We start from the raw sequence: 22,704 nt of genomic DNA on the forward strand, positions 1-22,704 counted from the left end.
ACTCCTACTTGACGAGGATCGATGTCAGCTGGCTCAGCGGCTCGCTGAGGGCGTTCACCTCGTCGGAGAGCTCCTTCACCTGCTCGGTCGTGAGCTGGGTGTAGCTGACGTAGCCGTCGCCCGAGGTGTACTGGGCGAGGAGCTTGTCGATGGCGGCGAACTCCGTGTCGAGCGTCTTCGCGGCGCTCTTCCCGGTGCTGCCCTTCTCCAACAGGATGTCACGGACGGTGCCGTACGCGACCTCCGCGCCCTCCACGTTCGCTTTGAAGTCCCACAGGTCGGTGTGCGAGAAGGTCTCCTCCTCACCGGTGATCTTGCTGCGCGAGACCTCCTCCATCAGGCCGCTGGCGCCGTTGGAGATCTGGTCGAGAGTGAGGGTGAAGTCCTTGGCGTACACGAGGTCGTAGAGCTTCTGGGTGTCGGCGACGAGCTGATCGCCGAGCACCTTGCGCCCGGCGGCGTCGGACGGGGTGAACCCGGCCGGAGCCCAGAGGTCCTTCTCGATGCGGTGCCAGCCGGTCCAGTCCTGACCCTGCTCGAGGTCCGCCTCGCGCAGATCGAGCGCCGGGTCGATGTCGCCGAACTGCTCGGCCGTGGGCTCGATGCGCTCGTAGAACATGCGCGCGGCCGGGTACTGCGCCTGCGCTGCCGCGTCGTCGCCGCTCTCGTACGAGGCGGCGAACGCCTTCGTCGCGGTGAGGAGCTGACCCGCCTGGTCCTTGACATAGCTGGTGTAGTTGGTGACCGCCTGGGCGACCTGCTTGCTCTCGCTCGCGGTCTTCGTGTCACCCGATCCCTTGGTCACGGTGAACGCGGTGACGGAGGTCGGGCTGCCGACCATGCCCTTCTTGCAGGCCGTGAAGTAGTCGCCCTCGGCGAGCTGCACGACGTAGTTGACCGTCGTGCCCGGGCCGATGTTCTCCTTCTCGCCCGCGATGCGGAGCTTGTCCTGCGCGAGCACCTCGAACTCGTTGACGTCGGTGCCCTTGTTGGTGACCTGGAAGGTGACGGGGCCAGACGGTGCCGTCGCGGTCGACACGGTGCAGGCGTCGTCGTCGAGCGTGACGGAGATCGCCTCGGCCTCGGCGGTCGCCTTGTTGGGGACGCAGCCGGTGAGGGCGGCGGCGAGGGCGGCGGCGCCGGCGATGCTGCCGGCGATCACGCCGAGCGGACGGTATCGAGCCATGTGGGTGCTGTGCTTTCTCTTCGGGTGCTGTGGAATGCGGTTGTGGGGTGCGTGCGTGGGGCCGCCTCAGGAGGCGACGGGGGTGCCTGCCGCTTGGCCGGGGGCTCCGGACGCCGCCGGCGGGCGGTGGACGGCGCGCTGGGCGCGGATGTAGAAGAACGAGACGACGATGATGTAGCCGAACCAGGCGATGACCTGGAACCAGGTGGGGGACGGGTTGAAGTTGATCACACCGGCGAGCACGGTGCCGTACCAGCTGGAGGCCGGAATGGCGGCGCTGATGTCATAGGCGTGGATGCCCGCGCCGGGGATCACGCCGGCCTCCTGCAGGTCGCCGACGCCGTACGCCAGCACGCCGCCCGCGACGAGGATGAGGAACGCGCCCGTCCAGGCGAAGAAGGTGCCGAGGTTGATGCGGACCATGCCGCGGTAGAGGAGGAAGCCGAGCACTCCGGCGGTCAGCAGGCCGAGCAGCGCGCCGACGAACGGCTCCCAGCTGCCGCCCGCGCTGTCGACGGTGGCCCACACGAAGAGCGCGGTCTCGATGCCTTCGCGGCCCACGCTGAGCATGGCCAGGATCACGACCCCCCATCCCGCGCCCACCAGCACCGAGTCGAGTCGCTCGTGCAGCAGGGACTTCATCGACCGGGCCGTCTTGCCCATCCAGAAGATCATCCACGTCACGAACGCGACCGCGACCACCGAGAGCCCGCCGCCGACGATCTCCTGCGCCTGGAAGCTCAGGCCGTAGGGGCCCCAGGTCAGCAGGGCTCCGATGCCGAGCGGGACGACGAGGGCGATGCCGACGCCGATCCAGAGCTTGGAGAGCACGTCCTTCCGGCCGACTTTGACGACGTAGGCGATGAGGATGGTGACGATGAGCGCCATCTCGAGGCCTTCGCGGAGGCCGATCAGATAGTTCGCGAGCACAGAGGACCTTGCTGGAGAGGGAAAGGGGGTTGGTAAGGCTAACCTTACCGATCGAGCGTACGTCCTGACCTCTCGATCTGTCCAGATAGGATGCGAGAATGCTCAGCCGGATCCTCAACGCCGTGCTGCTCGTGCTCGCCGGGCTCCTGGTCGGAGCGGTCGGCACGGTCGCGCACCCGATCGACGTCACCTGGGGGGTGGGCATCCCGCTCGGGCTGATCGGCGCGCTTCTCGCGTACACCTCGCTGCTGGTCGGACTCCGGCTCCTCGCGGCGACCCGGGTGCCCGCCATCCTCGCCGCGCTCGGCGCGATCGCGACCGTGCTGCTCTTCGCGCAGCAGAGCCCGGGGGGCTCGGTGCTCATCCCGAACACGCTCGCCGGGCAGATCTGGCTCGTGGCGCCGATCCTGATCGCCGCCGTGGTGGTCGCCTGGCCCGACGTGCGTCGCCGACCGGCGCGCCCCGAGCTCGCGGCGGCCATGGAGCCCGGCCCCGCCGTTTCGGAATAGGGCTCCGCGGATATCGGAATAAGCTAGACGGGTAGCTCCCGAGGCTCGCCTCGAACCTCTCGAAGCTCTCGCGAAGGGATCAGAACCACCGTGACCTATGTCATCGCCCTCCCGTGCGTCGACGTCAAAGACCGCGCGTGCATCGACGAATGCCCGGTCGACTGCATCTACGAGGGTGAACGGTCGCTCTACATCCACCCGGACGAGTGCGTCGACTGCGGCGCCTGTGAGCCCGTGTGCCCCGTCGAGGCCATCTACTACGAGGACGACCTCCCCGAGGAGTGGGCGGACTACTACAAGGCCAACGTCGAGTTCTTCGACGACATCGGCTCACCCGGCGGCGCGGCCAAGGTCGGCGTGATCGCCAAGGATCACCCGCTGATCTCCGCCCTGCCGCCGCAGGCGCACTGACGTGGCGCTGACGGAGCTCCCGGAGTACCCCTGGGATCAGATGACGCCGTACGCGGAGCGCGCCCGTGCGCACGCCGGCGGAATCGTCGACCTCTCGATCGGCTCTCCGGTCGACGAGACCCCCGCGCTCATCCGTGCCGCGCTCGCCGAGGCGACCGACGCGCACGCCTACCCGCAGACGGTCGGCACCCCGGCGCTGCGGGAGGCCATCGTGGGGTGGTTCGCCCGTCGCCGCGGGGTCCCCGGCCTCACCGTCGACAACGTGCTCCCGACCATCGGGTCGAAGGAGCTCGTCGCGTTCCTGCCGTTCCTGCTCGGACTGGGGGAGGGCGACGTCGTCGTGCATCCGCGCGCGGCCTACCCGACCTACGCCATCGGGGCCGCGATGGCCGGGGCGGAGACCCTGGCGAGCGACGACCCGGCCGAATGGCCGCAGAACACGCGCCTGATCTGGCTGAACAGTCCCGGGAACCCCGACGGGCGGGTGCTGTCGGTCGACGACCTGCGCGCGGCCGTCGAGCGGGCCAGGGAACTCGGCGCCTACCTCGCGAGCGACGAGTGCTACGCCGAGCTGGGCTGGGACGCCCCGTGGGACGCCGAGCGCATCCCGAGCGTCCTCGATCCGCGTGTGATCGGGGACGACCGTCGCAACATCCTCGCCGTCTACTCCCTCAGCAAGCAGTCGAACCTCGCGGGCTACCGGGCGGCGTTCGTCGCCGGCTGCCGCACCGTGGTCGGGAGGCTGACCACCGTGCGCAAGCACGCGGGTCTGATGCTTCCCTCGCCGCTCCAGGCCGCCATGGTCGTCGCCCTGGGCGACGACGCCCATGTGGCGACGCAGCGCGAACGCTACCGCGCGCGTCGCGAGCTGCTGAAGCCCGCTCTCGAGGCGGCCGGCTTCCGCGTCGATCACAGCGAGGCGGGCCTGTACCTGTGGGCGACGGAGGGCCGCGACGCCTGGGAGAGCATCGGCCGGCTGGCCGACCTCGGCATCCTCGCCGGCCCCGGCCACTTCTACGGCGACCACTATCCCGAGCACGTGCGGCTTTCGCTCACCGCGACGGATGAGCGCATCGCGGCGGCCGCAGAGCGTCTCCGCACACTTGGAGACTCCCTCTAACCCGATCGGCCGGGCTTTGCGTGATGCGACAGTTGCCTCGCGCGTTCGTTAGGCTGTACCCGCACGAATGATGCAGCGCTGCCACGATCGGCGCGCTCAACTCTGCCCAACCCCAAGACCTGGAGGCGTTGTGACTGGACTCGGCACCGAGAATGCACCGACGGAGCGTACCGGCCCCGTCGAGCAGGAGGCGGCCGTCGCCGAGCTGCGCTACCCGGGCGGGGTCGCCGAGTTCCCCATCCTGCCGAGCACGTCGGGCGCCTCGAGCATCGACCTCTCCAGCCTGACCAAGCAGACCGGCCTGACCAGCCTCGACTACGGCTTCGTCAACACCGCGGCGACGCGGTCGGCGATCACCTACATCGACGGCGACCAGGGCATCCTGCGCTATCGCGGCTACCCGATCGAGCAGATCGCGGAGAACTCCACCTTCCTCGAGGTGGCCTGGCTCCTCATCCACGGCGAGCTGCCGACGCCGACCGAGCTCGCGGACTTCGACGAGCGCATCCGCCGCCACACCCTCCTGCACGAGGACCTTCGCCGCTTCTTCAGTGCGCTGCCGCACGACGCGCACCCGATGTCGGTGCTCTCCAGCGCCGTGTCCGCGCTGTCCACCTTCTATCAGGACTCGCTCAGCGTCTCCGATCCGGAGCAGGTCGAGCTCTCGACCATCCGCCTGCTCGCCAAGCTCCCGGTGATCGCCGCGTACGCGCACAAGAAGAGCGTCGGCCAGGCCTTCCTCTATCCGGACAACTCGCTGAGCTTCGTCGACAATTTCCTGCGTCTCAACTTCGGCACGCTCGCTGAGCCCTACGAGGTGAACCCTGTGCTGTCGCGGGCCCTCGAGCGCCTGCTCATCCTGCACGAGGACCACGAGCAGAACGCCTCGACGTCGACCGTGCGCCTGGTCGGGTCGACGCAGGCGAACCTGTTCGCCTCCGTCTCCGCCGGCATCAACGCCCTCTACGGCCCGCTGCACGGCGGGGCGAACGAGGCCGTGCTGCAGATGCTCGCGGGCATCCGCGATTCCGGCGAGAGCGTGCAGAAGTTCGTCGAGCGGGTGAAGAACAAGGAGTCGGGTGTCAAGCTCATGGGCTTCGGGCACCGCGTGTACAAGAACTTCGACCCGCGCGCGCGGCTCGTGAAGCAGTCGGCGGACGAGGTCCTCGCCGCGCTGGGCGTGCACGACCCGCTGCTCGACATCGCGAAGGAGCTCGAGGAGGTCGCGCTCGCCGATCAGTACTTCGTCGACCGCAAGCTCTACCCGAACGTGGACTTCTACACGGGCGTGATCTACAAGGCGATGGGCTTCCCGACGCGGATGTTCACGGTGCTCTTCGCGATCGGCCGTCTCCCCGGCTGGATCGCCCACTGGCGGGAGATGAACCTCGACCCGGCCACCAAGATCGGCCGCCCGCAGCAGCTGTACACGGGCAGCGGCGAGCGTTCCTGGCCGACCGTCCGCTGATCGGAGTCGTTCCGGCCCCGGCGGACCGGGCTCCCGAGGCGAAGACGCTGCCGCGCGTGGTCAGCGGCGCGCGGGTCGCAGCGTCAGCGTCTGGTGCGCGCCCGCGACCACGGCCGCGCGGCTGAACGCCCACGGGAGCGTCTCGTTCCTCACCCAGAGGTCCGTCTGGTCCGTGTAGTGCGGGTCGAACGCGTGCCCGGAGGCGCCGGCCAGGTTGATCCAGCGGCTGCGGTCGAAGTCGGCCAGGTCGACGATCATGCGCATCGACGGGACCCGGTCGGCCTGGTAGCCGACGGAGGCATCCCAGCCGTTCGCCTCGACCACGCTCGAGCCGCCCGAGACGGGGTACGGGCCGCGGTTGAGGAGCCACTCCACCGGCGCCACTCCGGAGACCCCCAGGCTGGCGTTCGTGAGGGTGAGCGTGTGGATGCGGTCCCAGCGCCAGCGTGCCGGGTCGTCGCCCATCAGGCTCCGCGCCTCCGTCCAGGCCTGATCGGCCGCGCGCTGGAGCATCCCGTCTCGGTCGGACACGCCGAGCTTGGCGTCGGCCCACCAGGGTGAGTCCGGGTGGGCCGCGAGGTTCTGCACCACGGCGAACCAGCGATCGCCGCCGGTGGGCGGGGCGGATGCGGGGAGCTTGCGCCCGAACGCGTCGTGCAGCAGGTTCTTCCAGAACACCGCGAAGTACGCTGCGGCGGCGCTGTCCCCGTCGTCGTGGTAGTCCCAGCCCGCCAGGAGCGCGGCGCCGCGGGCCGCGCCCGAGCCCGGCTCCGCCGCCGCGCCGACGGTTTGCAGCAGCGGGACCAGTGTCGCGGCGTTGGCGTCGTAGGTGTCGCCCTGGATGTCCGCGAGCTGCGCGGCGGAGATCTTCTTCCCCGACGCGACGAGTGCCTGGAGGCGGACCGCGATCTGGTTGGCGCGGTAGCCGTACTCCCAGTCGCGCGTGATCATGACCGGGTAGTCCGGGCCGACCGCGGCGTTGTTGGCCGTGACGATGTACCCGCTGGGCGGGTCGAGCACCGAGGGAAGCTGGTCGTACGGCACCGTGCCGATCCAGCCGTACTGACTGGTCCATCCCGGCACCGGCATCGTGCCGTCGCCGGCGGCCCGGATGGGGACGCTGCCGGGCGCCTGGTAGCCGATGTGCCCGTCCACGTCGGCGTAGACGAGGTTCTGCGACGGCACCTGGAAGCGCTCCGCCGCGGCGCGGAAGCTCGTCCAGTCCGTTGCGGTGTCGAAGGCGAAGATGGCTCCGGCCGTCGGACCCGGGGCGAGCGCGGTCCACTGCAGCGACAGCTGGTACTGCTGTGCCGGGATGCCGAGCTTGCCGGCCTGGTCTTTGGCGATGTCGGCGTAGTCGTCCGACAGATCGGTGACGATCGGCCCGTGCCGGGTGGACCGGACGGTCACCTTCACCTCCTTTCCTCCGGCGACGGAGATCGTCTCCGTCCGGATGTCGAGCGGCACCTGCGCGCCGTCGTACTCGTACGTGTCGCCGGTGACCTTCTCGACGTAGAGGTCGGCGACGTCGGGCCCGAGGTTGGTGAATCCCCAGGAGATGCGGTCGTTGTGGCCGATCACGACCCCGGGGAAGCCCGAGAACCCGAAGCCCGAGACATCGAACGGGCACGCGGGGCCCACCGTCGCGCAGTGCAGTCCGACCTGGTACCAGACGGACGGGATCGAGGCACCGAGGTGGGGGTCGTTGGCGAGCAGCGGCTTCCCCGTGTCGGTGAGGGAACCCGAGACCACCCACGAGTTGGAGCCGATGTCGCTGCCGGCCGGGCCCATCAGACGGGGGAGGGACTCCAGGCTCGCGGAGACCTGCTCCAGCTGGGCGCGGTAGTCGGCGGGCGGTGCCGCGACGAGGGCGGAGGCAGACCCGTCGCCGTTCGCGCTCGCGTTCGCCGCGGTCGCGCCGGTCGCGTCCGCGGTGGTGCGGCCCGGATCCCCTCCGCCCTCCGCCGTGATCGTCGGATGCGCCGCGTAGTCGTAGCCCGGATGGAGGTCCGCGATCTGCTGCGGCGTCATCGTCGCCGCGAGGAGCGCGCGGTCGACCTCCTCCTCCAGGTTGGAGCGCAGATCCCAGGCCATGGCCTTCAGCCAGGCGACCGAGTCGGCGGGCGTCCATTTCTCCGGCTTGTAGCCCGGGTTCTGCAGGCCGAGGACCGCGTACTCGACGCTCAGCTCCGCGCCGGAGTGCGCGGCCAGGTACGCGTTCACGCCGTCGGCGTAGTCCTGGAAGTAGCGGAGCGCGGTCGGGTCGAGGAGCTTCACCTCCTGCTCGGCGACGCGCCGCCACCCGAGCGCGCGGATGAAGGTGTCGGTCGGCACCTGGCTGGCGCCGAACATCTCCGAGAGGCGTCCGGCGGTGACGTGCCGCCGGAAGTCCATCTCCCAGAAGCGGTCCTGCGCGTGCACGAACCCCTGGGCGCGGAAGAGATCGTCGGCCGTGGACGCGATGATCTGCGGCACGCCCGCGGAGTCGCGGTACACGGTCACCGGCTTCTGGAGGCCCGGGACGTCGATCGAGCCGGAGGTCTGCGGGAAGGAGCGGGTGACCGTCCAGAATCCGACGCCTCCCGCGACCGCCGCGATCACCAGCACCACTGCCAGTACGACGCCCAGCGCACGCCAGAACCGGTGGTGCAGCCGCAGTCGGGGGGTGTCGTCGCCCACGTGCCTCCTCGAGCTCGATGCCTCCCTTGGACCCTAACCCACGCGTCCGACGCGGGGACGTGGACCTCCGGCGGGTCAGCGCGACGTCAGCGCCGCCCAGGCCATCCGTTCCAGCACCGGGCGCACCTGCGCCTCGGCGACGGGCTCGGATCCGATGCGCGCCGAATGCGGAGTCGAGTTGATCAGGCCGAAGGTGGCCTGCACGCGCACCCGCAGTTCGTCGGCGCCCAGGGCCGGGTGCAGGGTGCCGAGCACGTGCGTCCACACGTCCACGTACCGGCGCTGCAGGCGCCGGACCTCGCGCCGCTCGGCGGTCGGAAGGGCGTCGAGGTCGCGATCCTGCACCCGGATGGTGTCGGGCGCGCCGAGGGCGAAGTCCACGTGGAACGCGATCAGGTCCCGGAGCGCGCCGGCCGCGTCGTCGCTCCGCTCTTCGACGGCGGCGCCCCCGTCGAGGAGGCCCTGGCTCACGTCGACCAGGAGTGCGGCGAGCACCGCCTGCTTGGACGGGAAGTGCCGGTACACCGCCGGACCGCTCACCCCGACCGCGGAGCCGAGGTCTTCGATGGAGACCCCGTTGTAGCCCCGCTCGGCGAACAGGGCAGCGGCGGCGTCGAGCAGTGCGGCACGGCGGTCGGCCTTCGCGCGGCTGCGCTGCGTCGGCCGCTCGACGGCGGGCTGTTCGGTCATCGTCGCGTCTCCGGGAGGCTGGACATTTGGGTTAATGAACACTAACCTAAAATCGGGTTAGCGACCACTAACCGAGAAGTCGACGACGACGAGGGAGCACGATGCCCGCCACCACCACGCAGCGCGAGCTGGTCGCCGAGCTGCACGAGCGCCTCGCGGCCGCGGCGGCGGGCGGCCCGGAGCGAGCCCGGGAACGCCATCTGGCCCGGGGCAAGCTCCTGCCGCGCGAGCGCATCGACACCCTGCTCGACGAGGGGAGCCCGTTCCTCGAGATCGCGCCGCTCGCCGCGACGGGGATGTACGACGACGAGAGCCCCGCGGCCGGCGTGATCGCCGGCATCGGCCTCGTCCGCGGACGGCACGTCATGATCGTGTGCAACGACGCGACCGTCAAGGGCGGCACCTACTACCCGATGACGGTCAAGAAGCACCTGCGGGCGCAGGAGATCGCGCTCGAGAACCATCTCCCGTGCATCTATCTGGTCGACTCCGGCGGGGCGTTTCTGCCGATGCAGGACGACGTCTTCCCCGACCGGGACCACTTCGGCCGCATCTTCTACAACCAGGCGCGCCTCTCCGCCGCCAAGATCCCTCAGATCGCGGCCGTGCTGGGCTCCTGCACGGCCGGAGGCGCCTACGTTCCCGCGATGAGCGACGAGACCGTCATCGTGCGCGAGCAGGGCACGATCTTCCTGGGCGGGCCTCCCCTCGTGAAGGCGGCCATCGGGGAGGTCGTCACGGCCGAGGAGCTCGGCGGCGGGGACCTGCACGCCCGCACCTCCGGCGTCGTCGACCATCTGGCCGAGAACGACGAGCACGCGCTCGCCATCGTGCGCGACATCGTCGCCACGCTGCCTCCGCCGGCCGCGCCGGCCTGGGAGGTCGTCCCCGCGCTGGACCCCGCAGCGGACCCAGCCGGACTCTACGACGTCGTGCCGGTCGACGTGCAGGCGCCCTACGACGTGCACGAGGTGATCGACCGTCTCGTCGACGCCGGCGGCCTCCACGAGTTCAAGCCCGAGTACGGGACGACCCTGGTGACCGGGTTCGCCCGCATCCACGGCCACCCGGTGGGCATCGTCGCGAACAACGGCGTGCTGTTCAGCGAGTCGGCCCTCAAGGGTGCGCACTTCATCGAGCTGTGCGATCAGCGCGGCATCCCGCTGCTCTTCCTCCAGAACATCTCCGGGTTCATGGTGGGTCGTGACTACGAGGCGGGCGGCATCGCCAAGAACGGCGCGAAGATGGTCACCGCGGTCGCGACGGCGCGCGTCCCCAAGCTCACGGTCGTCATCGGTGGGTCGTTCGGGGCGGGCAACTACTCGATGTGCGGGCGGGCGTACTCGCCGCGGTTCCTCTGGATGTGGCCGGCCGCGCGCATCTCCGTCATGGGCGGAGCTCAGGCGGCCAGCGTCCTCGCCACCGTCAAGCGCGACCAGCTGGAAGCGCGCGGCGACGAATGGAGCGCGGAGGACGAGGCCGCGTTCCGTGCGCCCATCGCCGAGCAGTACGAGAAGCAGGGCGACCCGTACTACTCGACCGCGCGGCTCTGGGACGACGGCGTGATCGACCCCGCCGAGACGCGCACGGTGCTCGGGCTCGCCCTCGACGTGATCTGCCGCTCCCCGCTTCCCGACACGGCCTTCGGCCTCTTCCGGATGTGATCGCGATGACCGTGCCGTTCTCCTCCGTCCTCGTCGCCAACCGCGGCGAGATCGCCTGTCGTGTCATCCGCACCCTCCGCCGGCTCGGGATCCGCTCCGTCGCGGTCTACAGCGACGCCGACCGCGACGCCCCGCACGTCGCCCTGGCCGACCTCGCCGTGCGGCTCGGACCCGCCCCGGCCCGGGAGAGCTACCTCGACGTGGACGCGATCGTCGCCGCGGCGACCGCGACCGGGGCGCAGGCGGTGCACCCCGGCTATGGGTTCCTCTCCGAGAACGCCGCGCTCGCTCAGGCCTGCGCGGACGCCGGGATCGCCTTCGTCGGCCCCGGTGTGCACGCCCTGGAGATCATGGGCGACAAGATCGCCGCGAAGCGCGAGGTCGAGGCGCACGGCGTCCCGACCATCCCCGGCATCGCCGCGCCGGGCCTCGGCGACGACGCCCTGATCGCCGCCGCCGAGCGCATCGGCTACCCGGTGCTGGTGAAGCCCTCCGCCGGCGGTGGCGGCAAGGGGATGCAGGCGGTCCGCGCGGCCGCCGACCTGCACGAGGCGCTCCGGGCCGCCCGGCGGGTCGCCGCGTCCGCGTTCGGCGACGACACCCTGTTCCTGGAGCGGCTCGTCGACTCCCCGCGCCACATCGAGGTGCAGGTTCTCGCCGACGGGCACGGATCCGTCGTGCACCTCGGCGAGCGCGAGTGCTCGCTGCAGCGGAGGCACCAGAAGGTGATCGAGGAGGCGCCGTCGCCCCTCCTCGACGCGGAGACACGGGACCGGATCGGCCGGGCGGCCTGCCGGGTCGCCGACAGCGTCGGCTACCGCGGTGCCGGGACGGTCGAGTTCCTCGTCTCGGCCGACGCCCCCGGGGAGTTCTTCTTCATGGAGATGAACACGCGACTGCAGGTGGAGCACCCCGTCACCGAGCTCGTCACCGGTCTCGACCTGGTCGAGTGGCAGCTGCGCATCGCGGCGGGGGAGGCGCTGGGGTTCGCGCAAGCGGACGTGCATCTCGACGGGCATGCGGTGGAGGCGCGCGTCTACGCGGAGGATCCGGAGCGCGGCTTCCTGCCCGGCGGTGGCACGGTGCTCGCGCTCCGCGAGCCGGACGGCGAGGGCGTGCGTGTGGACAGCGGACTCGCGCCCGGTCTCGCGGTCGTGACGGAGTACGATCCGATGCTCGCCAAGGTGATCGCCTGGGGCGAGGACCGCGCGACGGCGATCGCGCGCCTCGACGCCGCGCTGGCCGGGACGAGCATCCTGGGCGCGACCGGAAACGTCGCGTGGCTGCGCGAACTGCTCGCCGACCCCGATGTCCTCGAGGGGACGATGGACACGACCCTGATCGATCGCCGCCACTCCGACCGGGAGCCCGCCCCGCCCGCCGTCGCCGAGCTCGTCCTGGCCGCCCTGCTCGCGCATCGCGAGCGCTCGGCCGCGACCGCTGCCGTCGTCGGCCCGCTCTGGGCCGCTCCGTCCGGCTGGCGGATGAGCGGATCGCGCGCGGTCCGGTACGAGGTCGACGGTGTGCCGGTCGCCGTCTCGGCGCAGGGCTCCGCGGTCACCGTGGGGGAGTCGACGCACACAGCCGCGCTGACCGTGCGGCCGGGCGCCGGCGGGGCTCCCGACCGCGCCCTCCTGACGCTCGACGGCATCACCTCCGCCTACGACACCGTGTGCGACGCCGGCACGGTCTGGCTCGCCGCCGGCGGTCGTGTGCGCGCGCTGCGGCTCCGCAGCAGGGAGGAGCGGCTGGCGGACGAGCTGGCCGCCCTCGACCGCGGCGAGGCCGCCGCGCACCCGGAGGTCCGCTCGCCCATGCCGGGGACCGTCGTGGCCGTGCCCGTCGTGGACGGGGACGCCGTGGCGGCGGGCGACACCCTCGCCGTCGTCGAGGCGATGAAGATGGAGCACCGCCTGCTCGCGCCCGTGGCGGGAACCGTCCGCCTGCACGTCGCTCCCGGCGATCTCGTGCGCCGGGACCAGCTGGTCGCCGCCGTCGACCGGGACGAGCACACCGCCCCCGCCGCTTCCTCCGAGCTCCCGCCGATCGCGGCGGACGGCGACGACCCGACACGATCGCCGGTCGCCGCTCACCACCAGGGACAGTCACCACAACAGACAGGAACCCCATGACCATGCAGATGACCCGACCGGCGCAGACCGCCGCCGATCACGACATCGCCGGCTTCGTGCTCACCGACGAGCAGCGCCGCCTGCGCGACCGCGTGCGCGACTTCGCCGACACCGTCGTCGCCCCCGCCGCCTACGACTACGACACACGCCGCAGCCTGCCGTACGAGATCATCGCCGAGATGGGCGCGATGGGGCTGTTCGGCCTCCCGTTCCCGGTGGAGTACGGAGGCCAGGGCAAGGACTACCTCTCGCTCTGCCTCGCCGTCGAGCAGCTCGGCCGCGTCGACCAGTCGATCGGCGTCACCCTGGAGGCCGGGGTCGGCCTGGGCGCCATGCCGGTGTTCCGCAGCGGCACCGAAGAGCAGAAGCAGGAGTGGCTGCCGATGCTGGCGCGCGGGGAGGCGCTCGCCGGGTTCGGTCTGACGGAGGCCGACGCCGGATCCGACGCCGCGGGCACGAAGACGACCGCCGAACTGCGCGACGGCGAGTGGGTCATCAACGGCAGCAAGCAGTTCATCACCAACTCCGGCAGTGAGATCACCCGCCTGGTCACCATCACCGCCGTGACCGGCGAGAGCCGCCGCGCCGACGGCTCGATCAAGAAGGAGCTGTCGGCCATCCTGGTCCCCGTGCCCACTCCGGGCTTCGTGGCCGGGGAACCGTACGACAAGGTCGGCTGGCACACGTCCGACACCCATCCGCTCACACTGACCGACGTGCGCGTGCCCGAGGCGAACCTGCTCGGGGAGCGCGGCCGCGGATACGCGAACTTCGTCGCCACGCTCGACGAGGGCCGCGTTGCGTTCGCCGCTCTGTGCACGGGCGCGGCGCAGGGCTGCCTGGAGGAGGTGCTGCGCTACTCCCGGAGCCGGAACGTGTTCGGCCGCCCGATCGGCTCCAACCAGTACATCGCGTTCAAGATCGCCCGGATGCAGGCGCGAGTGCACACCGCGCGCCTGGCCTACTACGACGCCTGCGCGAAGCTCATGGCGGGGCAGCCCTTCAAGCTGGAGGCATCGATCGCCAAGCTGGTGTGCAGCGAGGCCGCCATGGACAACGCGCGGGACGCGACGCAGATCTTCGGCGGCTACGGGTTCCTCAACGAGAGCCCCGTGGCGCGGCATTACCGTGACTCGAAGATCCTGGAGATCGGCGAGGGCACGTCGGAGGTGCAGTTGATGGTCATCTCGCGGGCCCTCGGCTTCGACGCCTGATCCGGCAGCGCGAGACAGGAGGAACCGTGATCGACAAGACGGTGGGCACGGCGGCCGAGGCCGTCGCCGACATCGGCGACGGCGCGACTCTCGCGGTCGGCGGCTTCGGGCTGTGCGGCATCCCGAGCGCCCTGATCGGGGCACTGCTGGAGGCCGGGACGACCGACCTGGAGGTGGTGAGCAACAACTGCGGCGTCGACGACTGGGGCCTCGGGCTGCTGCTCGCCGAGCGGCGGATCCGCAAGATGATCAGCTCGTACGTAGGCGAGAACAAGGAGTTCGCGCGACAGTTCCTCTCGGGCGAGCTGGAGGTGGAGCTCACCCCGCAGGGCACGCTCGCCGAGAAGCTGCGGGCGGGAGGGGCGGGGATCCCCGCGTTCTACACGCCGGCGGGGGTCGGCACGCAGATCGCCGACGGCGGCCTGCCGCGCCGCTACGCGCCGGACGGGTCGGTGGCGGTCGCGTCCGAGCCGAAGGAGGTGCGGAGCTTCGACGGAGCGGACTACGTCCTCGAGGAGTCCCTCCGCCCCGCGTTCGCGCTCGTGCACGCCGCGAAGGGCGACCGGCACGGCAACCTCGTCTTCCACGCCGCCGCGATGAACTTCAACCCGCTCGCCGCGATGGCCGGCCGTGTCACCGTCGCGGAGGTGGAGGAGCTCGTCGAGCCCGGCGAGATCGACCCGGGAACGGTGCACTGCCCGGGCATCTTCGTCCAGCGCGTCGTGCACGCGCCGGACGCGGAGAAGCGCATCGAGCGCCGCACCGTCCACGAAGGGAGCACCGCATGAGCCTCACCCGCACCGAGCTCGCCGCGCGCGTGGCCCGCGAGCTGCGCAACGGCCAGTACGTCAACCTCGGGATCGGGATGCCGACGCTCATCCCGAACTACATCCCGGCCGGTGTGGAGGTCATCCTGCACTCGGAGAACGGCGTGCTCGGGGTGGGGCCGTATCCGGCCGACGGCGACGTCGACCCCGACCTCATCAACGCCGGCAAGGAGACGGTGACCGTCGAACCGGGCGCCGCGTACTTCGACTCGTCGCTCTCCTTCGGCATGGTGCGCGGCGGCCATGTCGACGTGGCCGTGCTCGGGGCCATGGAGGTGTCGGAGACCGGCGACCTCGCCAACTGGATGATCCCCGGCAAGATGGTCAAGGGCATGGGCGGCGCGATGGACCTCGTCTTCGGCGCCAAGCGGCTCATCGTGATGATGGACCACGTCGACCGCGAGGGCCGACCCAAGATCCTCCGCGCGTGCACGCTCCCGCTCACGGGCGCGGGGTGCGTCGACCGCATCGTGACGGATCTCGCCGTCATCGATGTCACGGAGGCGGGGCTGGTGCTGCGCGAGGTCGCCCCGGGGGTCACGGTCGCCGAGGTCGTCGCCGCGACCGGCGCGCCGTTGACCGTCGACCTGGAGCAGACGCCGTGAGGGAGATCGAGCAGCGCGGCCTGTACTACGAGGAGCTGGAGGAAGACGTGCGCTACCGGCACCGCCCGGGCCGCACGCTCACCGAGGCCGACAATGTGCTCTTCACGACGCTGACGATGAACACGCAGGCGCTGCACCTCGACGCCGCGTGGTCGGACGGTCAGCCGTTCGGCGAACGCCTGGTCAACTCGATGCTCACCCTCTCGACGCTGGTCGGCCTGTCGGTGGCGCAGCTGACGCAGGGCACGATCGTCGCGAACCTGGGCTTCGGGCAGGTGGCGTTCCCGCACCCGATGCGGCACGGCGACACTCTCTATGCGGAGACCGTCGTCACTGCCAAGCGCCTCTCGGCCTCCCGCCCGGGTCAGGGCATCGTGACGCTGGAGCACACCGGCCGCAATCAGGACGGCGTGGTCGTCGCGACCGCCACCCGTCAGGTCATGGTGTGGACCAGGGCGGCGCACGAGCGGGCGGCGAGATGACGGCGCCCGCGTTCCCGTGGGGACCGGCGCTGCTGTTCTGCCCGGCCGATCGTCCCGACCGCTACGCGAAGGCGCTCGAGCGCGCCGACGCCGTCATCCTCGACCTGGAGGATGCGGTGGACCCCGGCCGCCGCCCCGCGGCACGGGAGGCGCTCGCCGCCTCGCAGCTCGATCCGGCGCGCGTGATCGTGCGCGTGAATCCGGCCGGCTCCGACGACCACGACGCCGATCTGGCCGCCCTGGAGCAGACGCCGTACCGCGCCGTCATGCTGCCCAAGGCGGAGCGCGCCTCCGACCTCGCCCGGTTCGGGGGGATGGATGTCATCGCGCTGTGCGAGACGGCCGCGGGAGTGCTCGCGGCGCCGGAGCTGGCGCGTGCGGAGAACGCGCTCGCGCTCATGTGGGGCGCGGAGGACCTCGTCGCCTCCGTGGGCGGCTCATCGAGTCGTCATGCGGACGGGACGTACCGCGATGTCGCCCGGCACGCCCGCTCCGCAGTGCTGCTCGCGGCGGGGGCCGCCGGCATCCACGCCGTGGACACCGTGCACCTCGACATCGCCGATCTGACGGGGTTGCGGGCGGAGGCGGAGGACGCGGTCGCGGTGGGGTTCGCGGCGACGGCGTGCATCCATCCGGGGCAGGTCGAGACCATCCGCGCGGCCTATCGGCCGACCGCCGAGGAGGAGGCGACCGCGCGTGCGCTGCTGGCCGCCGCGGACGCCGCCGGGGGAGGGGTGTTCCGCTTCCGCGGCGGCATGGTCGACGGCCCGGTGCTGGCGCACGCGCGTGCCGTCGTCCGCCGCGCCGTTCCGCCGATCGCGGCCCCGCAACCGTGATGAAACCGTGACCAAGGTTTCTGCTGCAGTTCACCCGTTTCCGGGCTGGCGGGTCGGGGGTTTGCCGTACTCTGCAAGTACAGTTCGGGAGTAGACCATTCTCGAATCGATTCGATACGACGATCCGGCCGGTCAGAGGCAGGATCGGGTGCAGGGGGATGTGATGCCGCAACTGCTTCCCCTGCGCCTTCTCGAGACGGTCGGCCTGCGCACCGCACCGGTCGCGACGCCGGTGGTCGATCCCTCCACCGACACCGGTGGACCGCTCGACATCGATCCGGCGCTGGAGCGCACGGGTCCTCTTTCGATCATCGCCCCGCGCCGCATCGGCGAGAGCGACCTGACCGTCTATCCGCTCTCGCTCGGCGCGAGCGTCTTCGGCTGGACGGCCGACGGGGACACCTCACTGGCCATCCTCGATCGCTTCGCCGCGCTCGGCGGCGACTTCATCGACACCGCCGACAGCTACGTCGGCGGGCGCAGCGAGGTCCTCATCGGCAAGTGGATGCGCGAGCGCCGCAACCGCGACCAGCTCGTCGTCGCCACCAAGGTCGGCCGGCACCACGAGAACCCGGGTCTCGGCTCCGTGAGCATCGTGCGTGCGGTGGAGGCCTCCCTCGAGCGTCTCCAGACGGATCACATCGACCTGCTGTACTTCCACGACGACGATCCCGAGGTCCCGCTGGAGGACAGCCTCGCGACCGCGGAGTGGCTGATCGAGTCGGGCAAGGTCCGTTACCTCGCCGCGTCGAATTTCGGTGCGGACCGGCTGATCGAGGCGCGCATCCTGGCATCGTCCGGCCTGCCGAAGTTCGTCGCCATCCAGACGCAGTACAACCTCATGCACCGCGCCGAGTTCGAGAGCGCCCTGCGCATCGTCGCGGCCGCGCAGGGTCTGTCCGTCATGCCGTACTACGCGCTCGCCAACGGATTCCTCACCGGCAAGTACCGCTCGAAGTCCGACCTCACGGCGGGCGCCCGCAGTGTGCGCGCGTCGGCGTACGTCAACCGCCGCGGCCAGCGCGTGCTCGCCGTCGTCGACCGGATCGCATCCGAGCACGGTGTGCAGCCCGCCAGCGTCGCCATCGCCTGGCTGCTCGCCAAGCGCAGCATCGCGGCGCCCGTCGCGAGCGCCAGCCGCCCCGACCAGGTCGACGCCCTGATGGCCGGGGCCGGCATCCGCCTCACCCGTGCCCAGATGCTCGACCTCGACCGCGTCTCCGAGTAGCTGTCGCCCGCGCCGCCCACGCGCGCCGGTTCCTCCGGATCTCCGGAGTCTCGCTTCGACACACCGCTCACGGCACCGTACCTCCGGAGATGTCCGGCCGCCCGGCTCAGATCTCCGGATCCACCAGGTGCGCCGCGGTCGCTCCCGCGCGTACCGAGCCGCGCTCGCTCCCGCCTGCGCGCCGAGTGATTCCGGAGATGTGCGCCGTCCGGCGACGAAGCTCCGGAGTTGCGGCGATTTCTGCGGCGTGGCGCGACGCAACTCCGGAGTTCCGGAGGTCGGGCGTCGAAGCAGGGGAGGAGCGCTACGCCTCGCCGAGGATGCGCTCCAGGGAGCGGTGGAGTGCGGCGCCCGCGGCGATCGGGTCGCCGACGTAGCCGCCGGCGAGGGCGCCGTCGCGCGCGAGGATGAGGTCGTCCGCCGCGTCGCCCGGGTGGGGGTGGCCGATCTCGCGGAACAGCTGCTCGATGCGCTTCGCATACCAGTCGCGGTGCGCGGTGACGGCGACGCGGACGGGGTGGCTCTCGTCGGCGAACTGCGCGGCCGCGTTGATGAACGGGTCGCCGCGGAATCCGGGGCGGACGGCCTCCTCGTTGATCGAATCGACGAGCGCGCGCGCGATGTCGCGCGGGTCCGCGCCGGCCTGCTCGAGTTCCGCGAACCACTCGCGCACCTGCCGGTCGCGGCCTTCGACGTACGCGATGATGAGGAGGTCCTTGGAGCGGAAGTGCTTGTAGAACGTCGCCTTCGTGACCCGGGCGCCCGCGATGATGCGATCGACGCCGACGGTGTGGATGCCCTCCTCGTAGAAGAGCTCGTCCGCGGTGGCGAGGATCTTGATCTTCGACGGCGCTGGGGGCCGGATCGTCGCTCGGGCGCTTACGACCATCGGGCGCGACTCCTTCTGTCACGGGAGGCGGTGCATGCCTCCTCGGCGGTTGGGAACCACCGGGCCGGTCGGGACGGGGGTCCGGGGGATGCGACCGGTCCGGGTGGTGAGTCCAGTATATAGGTAGACAGACCAGTCTGTTTGTCCTCATCGGAGAGTCTCAGGCATTCCGAAGCCGCTGGCGTAGGGTGGAGGGGATGAACAGCGCAGTCGACCTCCCGCTCGGTCTGGCCGACCTCTCGTTCGCCGCATCCGGCGACGCGCTGGTCCGGCGCACCGTCCTCCCCAGCGGCGTCCGCGTGCTCAGCGAGCAGGTTCCCGGCGCGCGCAGCGCGACCCTCGGCTACTGGGTCGCGGTCGGCTCGCGCGACGAGACGGCGGACGTCCCCGGCAGCCTCGGCTCCACCCACTTCCTCGAGCACCTGCTGTTCAAAGGCACACGCTCGCGAACGGCCCTCGACATCGCGATCTCATTCGACGCGGTCGGCGGCGAGCACAACGCGATGACAGCCAAGGAGTACACCTGCTACTACGCCAAGGTGCAGGATCGCGACCTGGCCATGGCGGTGGAGGTCATCGGCGACATGCTGACCTCGTCCCTCCTCGACCCGGTCGAGTTCGAGAACGAGCGCGGGGTCATCCTGGAGGAGCTCTCGATGGCGGAGGACGATCCGGGAGACGTCGCGAACGAACGGCTGTTCCAGGCGGTCCTGGGCGCTCACCCGCTCGGGCGCCCGATCGGCGGTCGCCCGGAGACCATCCGCGCCGCGACGCGCGATGCCGTGTGGTCCCACTACCAGGCGAACTACCGGCCCCAGGATCTCGTGATCACCGTCGCGGGGGCCGTCGACCACGACCTGCTCGTCGACGGGGTCGTGCGTGCGCTCGCCGCCGCGGGCTGGGACCCCGAGCGCGCCGCGGACCCGGTGGACCGCCGCTCCTTCTCGGCCGCCGCGATCGAGCGCGGCGCCGCCGTCGTCACCGTGCAGCGCCCGACCGAGCAGGCGAACCTCCTGATCGGCGTGCCCGGCATCGTCGCCACCGATGAGCGTCGCACGGCCATGAGCGTTCTCAACTCCGTACTCGGCGGCGGGATGTCCAGCCGGCTCTTCCAGGAGATCCGCGAGCGGCGAGGTCTCGCGTATGCCGTCTACTCCTTCTCCGGCTCCTACTCGGACGCCGGGGTCTTCGGGCTCTACGCCGGCTGCGCGCCTGCCAAGGCCCGTCAGGTCGCCGAGCTGATGCTCGCCGAGCTGCACCGCCTCGCCGACGGGGGGATCACCCCCGACGAGCTGCACCGCGCCGTCGGGCAGCTCTCCGGCGGGGCGGCGCTCGCCCTCGAGGACTCCGACACCCGGATGTCCCGCCTCGGGCGGGCCGAGATCAGCCTGGGCGAGTTCGCCGATCTGGACGAAAGCCTCCGTCGCCTGCACCTCGTCACCGCCGACGACGTGCGCGACCTCGCCCGAGACCTGGCGGACCGCCCGGTCTCGGTCTCTGCGGTGGGGAGCGTGACCGACGGGATGTTCGCCGGTCTCGCTCCCTGATCCGCCTCCTTCGAACGACTTCTGCGAAAGGTCTCCCCGGTGCCCCACTACCTCTACCTCGTCCGACACGGCGAGCAGCAGGACGCCGAGCACGGCCTGCCGGACGGCCCGCTCTCCCCGCGCGGCAAGCGGCAGGCGCAGCTGATCGCCGAACGGTTGAGCGGCATCCCGTTCACGGCGATGTACCACTCGCCGCTCGTGCGCGCGGCCGAGACGGCCTCGATCATGGCCGAGCGGATGCCCGCGCTGCTGCCCGAGCCGTCCAGCCTGCTGTTCGACTGCATCCCCTCCGGTCCGACGCCGGACATGCCCAAGGCGTTCGAGTCGTTCTTCGGCTCGGTGACGGAGGCGGAGATCGAAGCGGGCCGCGCACAGATGGACGACGCGGTGGGGGAGTTCCTCACCCCCGCCCTCGGCGACAGGCACGACCTCCTCGTCACCCACAACTTCGTCATCGGCTGGTTCGTGCGTCACGTGTTCGACGCCCCCGCCTGGCGCTGGCTCGGCCTCAACCAGGCCAATTGCGGGCTGACGATCATCCGCGTGCGCTCCGCCAAGCCGCCGGTGCTGGTCGTGCACAACGACCTCGGCCACCTGCCGGTGGAGCTCCGCACCGGCCTGCCGGAGCTGCAGCCCGTCTAGCCGACGTCGAGCCGCTTGCGGAACCAGTCCGTGGCATTCGGGTTGTCGTTGTAGGGCGGGATCTCCTCGTAGCCGTGCGAGCGGTAGAGTCCGCCCGCCGCCTCCAGGCTGGCGTTCGTGTCGAGCACGACCTCGGTGGCGCCGAAGCCGCGGGCGCGGTGCTCGAGCTCGGAGAGGATGGTGCGGCCGAGCCCGTGGCCGCGGTGCGCCGGCGCCACCCAGAGGTGCTTGATCTCGTAGCGCACGACGGGCATCCCCTCCTCGAGATCGGCATCGGGCACGCCCAGCTCGCGGATACCGCCGCAGCCCGCCTCGTCGTCGTCGTACGCCAGCAGGAAGACGCCCGCCGGGGCGACGAACTGCCCGGGGTCCGGGAAGGTCGTGCGATAGGCGCCCTGGGTCGCGGGGAAGGTCTGCGCGCGCTCGGCGAAGTAGGCGGCGAGCATGCGGTGGGCGGTCGCGTCGGTGACGGCGACGTCTGCGAAAGACACCATCGGTCCAGGGTAATCCCCGCGCCCGTGCGCGACGGCAGCGGCGCGGCGCCCGGGTAGGCTGGGCGGGTGACTATTCGCGTGGCCGTCGCGGGGGCGAGCGGAAAACTGGGAAGCGTGGCCGTCCGGCTCATCGAGCAGGCGGACGACCTCGAGCTCGTCGCGACCCTGGGCTCGTCGTCGGCGCTCGACGACATGCTCGGCGCCGACGTCCTCGTCGACATGACCCTGCCGCAGGTGAGCCCCGGGATCGTCGCGTTCGCCGTCGACCACGGTCTCAACGTGCTCGTCGGCACCTCCGGGTGGTCGGCCGACCGCATCCTCGACCTCGAGCGCCGCGTCGCCGAGCACGAGGGGCAGGGGGCGGTCGTCATTCCGAACTTCTCGCTGGGCTCCGCGCTCGGCACCGCCTTCGCCACGGTGGCCGCCCGCTTCTTCGACTCCATCGAGATCATCGAGACCCACGGTGCGACCAAAGTCGACTCGCCGTCGGGGACCGCGGTGCGCACGGCCGAGCTGATCGGCGCCGCCCGGGCCGCCCGGGGGCCGGTGGACGCGCCGCACACCGATCAGCGCGCGCGGGGCCAGCAGGTCGCCAGCGTACCCATCCACAGCCTTCGGATGCGCGGCGTCGTCGCCGAGCAGCGGGTGGTCTTCGGGGGCCCGGGCGAGACTCTGACCATCCACCACGACACGGTCGGGCCGCAGGCGTACGAGGCGGGCATCCTGCTCGCGCTGCGGGCCGCCGCCACGGCGACGGGCGTCACGGTCGGCCTCGACGCCCTGGTCGACCTCGGCATCGCCGGGCCGGACGGCGAGCCGCCGCGACCCACCGTGCGCGAGCGCTGAGGCCGCCGTGAGGAACCGCGTCGCCGCCATCGTGATGGCGATCATCCTGCTCGTCTACCTGGTGCTGGTCTTCCAGCGCTCGATCATGCTGATCGCGACCGGCGAGATCGTCGGTGTGGTGATGGGAATCGCGCTCGTCGTGCTGCCGGTCATCGCGGCCTGGGCGATCGGCCGGGAGCTGCTGTTCGGCGCACAGACCGAGAAGCTCGTGCGGATCCTGGACGCGGAGGGGGGCCTCCCGGTCGAGCAGCTGCCGCACCGCGCGAGCGGACGTGCCGGGGGGGGGGGCGCCGGCGCCCCGGTTC

At 71.2% G+C, this 22,704-nt stretch carries 22 protein-coding genes; 16 read left to right on the forward strand and 6 right to left on the reverse strand.

Features of this window, described 5'->3' with window-relative positions; all coding sequences use genetic code 11:
• Positions 1–4: 4 nt before the first annotated feature.
• Positions 5–1,186: an iron uptake system protein EfeO gene (gene efeO / locus LLS1_RS11735; RefSeq protein ID WP_226655723.1), complete on the reverse strand. Its 1,182-nt coding sequence runs from the start codon at positions 1,184–1,186 to the stop codon at positions 5–7.
• 66 nt (positions 1,187–1,252) lie between these two features.
• Entirely contained in the window at positions 1,253–2,116 is an 864-nt protein-coding gene (gene efeU, locus LLS1_RS11740; protein WP_226655724.1) for an iron uptake transporter permease EfeU, read from the reverse strand.
• Positions 2,117–2,214: 98 nt separating this feature from the next.
• Between efeU and LLS1_RS11745 the strand changes: the two genes are divergently transcribed.
• The 4 genes from LLS1_RS11745 to LLS1_RS11760 all read left to right on the forward strand — a co-directional run bounded on the left by LLS1_RS11745 (position 2,215) and on the right by LLS1_RS11760 (position 5,624).
• Positions 2,215–2,625 (forward strand): hypothetical protein, encoded by a 411-nt coding sequence (locus LLS1_RS11745; RefSeq protein WP_226655726.1) that lies wholly within the window; start codon positions 2,215–2,217, stop codon positions 2,623–2,625.
• A gap of 90 nt (positions 2,626–2,715) precedes the next feature.
• Positions 2,716–3,036 (forward strand): ferredoxin, encoded by a 321-nt coding sequence (gene fdxA, locus LLS1_RS11750; protein WP_185276994.1) that lies wholly within the window; start codon positions 2,716–2,718, stop codon positions 3,034–3,036.
• A gap of 1 nt (position 3,037) precedes the next feature.
• Positions 3,038–4,156 carry a succinyldiaminopimelate transaminase gene (gene dapC / locus LLS1_RS11755; protein ID WP_308443810.1) on the forward strand — a complete coding sequence of 373 codons (1,119 nt, stop codon included), beginning with the start codon at positions 3,038–3,040 and terminating at the stop codon, positions 4,154–4,156.
• 205 nt (positions 4,157–4,361) lie between these two features.
• Positions 4,362–5,624, forward strand: a complete 1,263-nt coding sequence (locus tag LLS1_RS11760) for a citrate synthase (protein ID WP_223360977.1) — start codon at positions 4,362–4,364, stop codon at positions 5,622–5,624.
• 60 nt (positions 5,625–5,684) lie between these two features.
• Here the strand turns inward: LLS1_RS11760 and LLS1_RS11765 are convergent, their stop codons facing one another.
• Both LLS1_RS11765 and LLS1_RS11770 read right to left on the reverse strand, forming a co-directional pair.
• Positions 5,685–8,303 carry a penicillin acylase family protein gene (locus LLS1_RS11765; RefSeq protein ID WP_226655727.1) on the reverse strand — a complete coding sequence of 873 codons (2,619 nt, stop codon included), beginning with the start codon at positions 8,301–8,303 and terminating at the stop codon, positions 5,685–5,687.
• Positions 8,304–8,378: 75 nt separating this feature from the next.
• Positions 8,379–8,993, reverse strand: coding sequence for a TetR/AcrR family transcriptional regulator (locus LLS1_RS11770; protein ID WP_226655729.1), 615 nt, complete (start codon positions 8,991–8,993; stop codon positions 8,379–8,381).
• Positions 8,994–9,094: 101 nt separating this feature from the next.
• On the opposite strand from LLS1_RS11770, the gene LLS1_RS11775 reads away from it, so the two are divergent.
• From LLS1_RS11775 to LLS1_RS11810, 8 genes are all read left to right on the forward strand, one after another.
• Positions 9,095–10,657 (forward strand): carboxyl transferase domain-containing protein, encoded by a 1,563-nt coding sequence (locus tag LLS1_RS11775; protein ID WP_226655731.1) that lies wholly within the window; start codon positions 9,095–9,097, stop codon positions 10,655–10,657.
• Between the two features lie 5 nt (positions 10,658–10,662).
• Positions 10,663–12,789, forward strand: a complete 2,127-nt coding sequence (locus tag LLS1_RS11780; RefSeq protein ID WP_226655733.1) for a biotin carboxylase N-terminal domain-containing protein — start codon at positions 10,663–10,665, stop codon at positions 12,787–12,789.
• Positions 12,786–14,003: an acyl-CoA dehydrogenase family protein gene (locus LLS1_RS11785; protein ID WP_374758265.1), complete on the forward strand. Its 1,218-nt coding sequence runs from the start codon at positions 12,786–12,788 to the stop codon at positions 14,001–14,003. Before LLS1_RS11780 ends, LLS1_RS11785 begins: the two co-directional genes overlap by 4 nt.
• 26 nt (positions 14,004–14,029) lie before the next feature.
• Positions 14,030–14,791: a CoA transferase subunit A gene (locus tag LLS1_RS11790; RefSeq protein WP_226655735.1), complete on the forward strand. Its 762-nt coding sequence runs from the start codon at positions 14,030–14,032 to the stop codon at positions 14,789–14,791.
• Positions 14,788–15,435 (forward strand): CoA transferase subunit B, encoded by a 648-nt coding sequence (locus tag LLS1_RS11795; RefSeq protein WP_226655737.1) that lies wholly within the window; start codon positions 14,788–14,790, stop codon positions 15,433–15,435. The genes LLS1_RS11790 and LLS1_RS11795 overlap by 4 nt, the downstream gene beginning before the upstream one ends.
• Entirely contained in the window at positions 15,432–15,917 is a 486-nt protein-coding gene (locus tag LLS1_RS11800; RefSeq protein ID WP_226655739.1) for a MaoC family dehydratase, read from the forward strand. The genes LLS1_RS11795 and LLS1_RS11800 overlap by 4 nt, the downstream gene beginning before the upstream one ends.
• Complete coding sequence (locus LLS1_RS11805) at positions 15,914–16,753, forward strand: CoA ester lyase (RefSeq protein ID WP_226655741.1); 840 nt, start codon at positions 15,914–15,916, stop codon at positions 16,751–16,753. Before LLS1_RS11800 ends, LLS1_RS11805 begins: the two co-directional genes overlap by 4 nt.
• Before the next feature lie 163 nt (positions 16,754–16,916).
• Positions 16,917–17,981, forward strand: a complete 1,065-nt coding sequence (locus LLS1_RS11810; protein WP_226655743.1) for an aldo/keto reductase — start codon at positions 16,917–16,919, stop codon at positions 17,979–17,981.
• A 304-nt stretch (positions 17,982–18,285) separates the two neighbouring features.
• Here the strand turns inward: LLS1_RS11810 and LLS1_RS11815 are convergent, their stop codons facing one another.
• A complete protein-coding gene (locus LLS1_RS11815) occupies positions 18,286–18,870 on the reverse strand; it encodes a TetR/AcrR family transcriptional regulator (protein ID WP_226655745.1) in 585 nt (194 codons plus the stop codon).
• Between the two features lie 197 nt (positions 18,871–19,067).
• Between LLS1_RS11815 and LLS1_RS11820 the strand changes: the two genes are divergently transcribed.
• Together LLS1_RS11820 and LLS1_RS11825 are read left to right on the forward strand one after the other, a co-directional pair.
• A complete protein-coding gene (locus tag LLS1_RS11820) occupies positions 19,068–20,417 on the forward strand; it encodes a pitrilysin family protein (protein ID WP_226655746.1) in 1,350 nt (449 codons plus the stop codon).
• 39 nt (positions 20,418–20,456) lie between these two features.
• A complete protein-coding gene (locus LLS1_RS11825) occupies positions 20,457–21,059 on the forward strand; it encodes a histidine phosphatase family protein (protein WP_223357241.1) in 603 nt (200 codons plus the stop codon).
• Here the strand turns inward: LLS1_RS11825 and LLS1_RS11830 are convergent.
• On the reverse strand, positions 21,056–21,553 hold the full coding sequence (locus tag LLS1_RS11830) for a GNAT family N-acetyltransferase (protein ID WP_226655748.1): 498 nt from the start codon (positions 21,551–21,553) through the stop codon (positions 21,056–21,058). The two genes, LLS1_RS11825 and LLS1_RS11830, sit on opposite strands and share 4 nt — an antisense overlap.
• Positions 21,554–21,619: 66 nt before the next feature.
• Between LLS1_RS11830 and dapB the strand changes: the two genes are divergently transcribed.
• Both dapB and LLS1_RS11840 read left to right on the forward strand, forming a co-directional pair.
• Positions 21,620–22,399, forward strand: coding sequence for a 4-hydroxy-tetrahydrodipicolinate reductase (gene dapB, locus LLS1_RS11835; RefSeq protein ID WP_226655750.1), 780 nt, complete (start codon positions 21,620–21,622; stop codon positions 22,397–22,399).
• 7 nt (positions 22,400–22,406) lie between these two features.
• The coding region (locus tag LLS1_RS11840) for a hypothetical protein (RefSeq protein ID WP_226655752.1) at positions 22,407–22,704 on the forward strand (298 nt) is incomplete at its 3' end.

This window comes from Leifsonia sp. LS1 (assembly GCF_020521355.1).
Classification (GTDB): Bacteria; Actinomycetota; Actinomycetes; order Actinomycetales; family Microbacteriaceae; genus Leifsonia.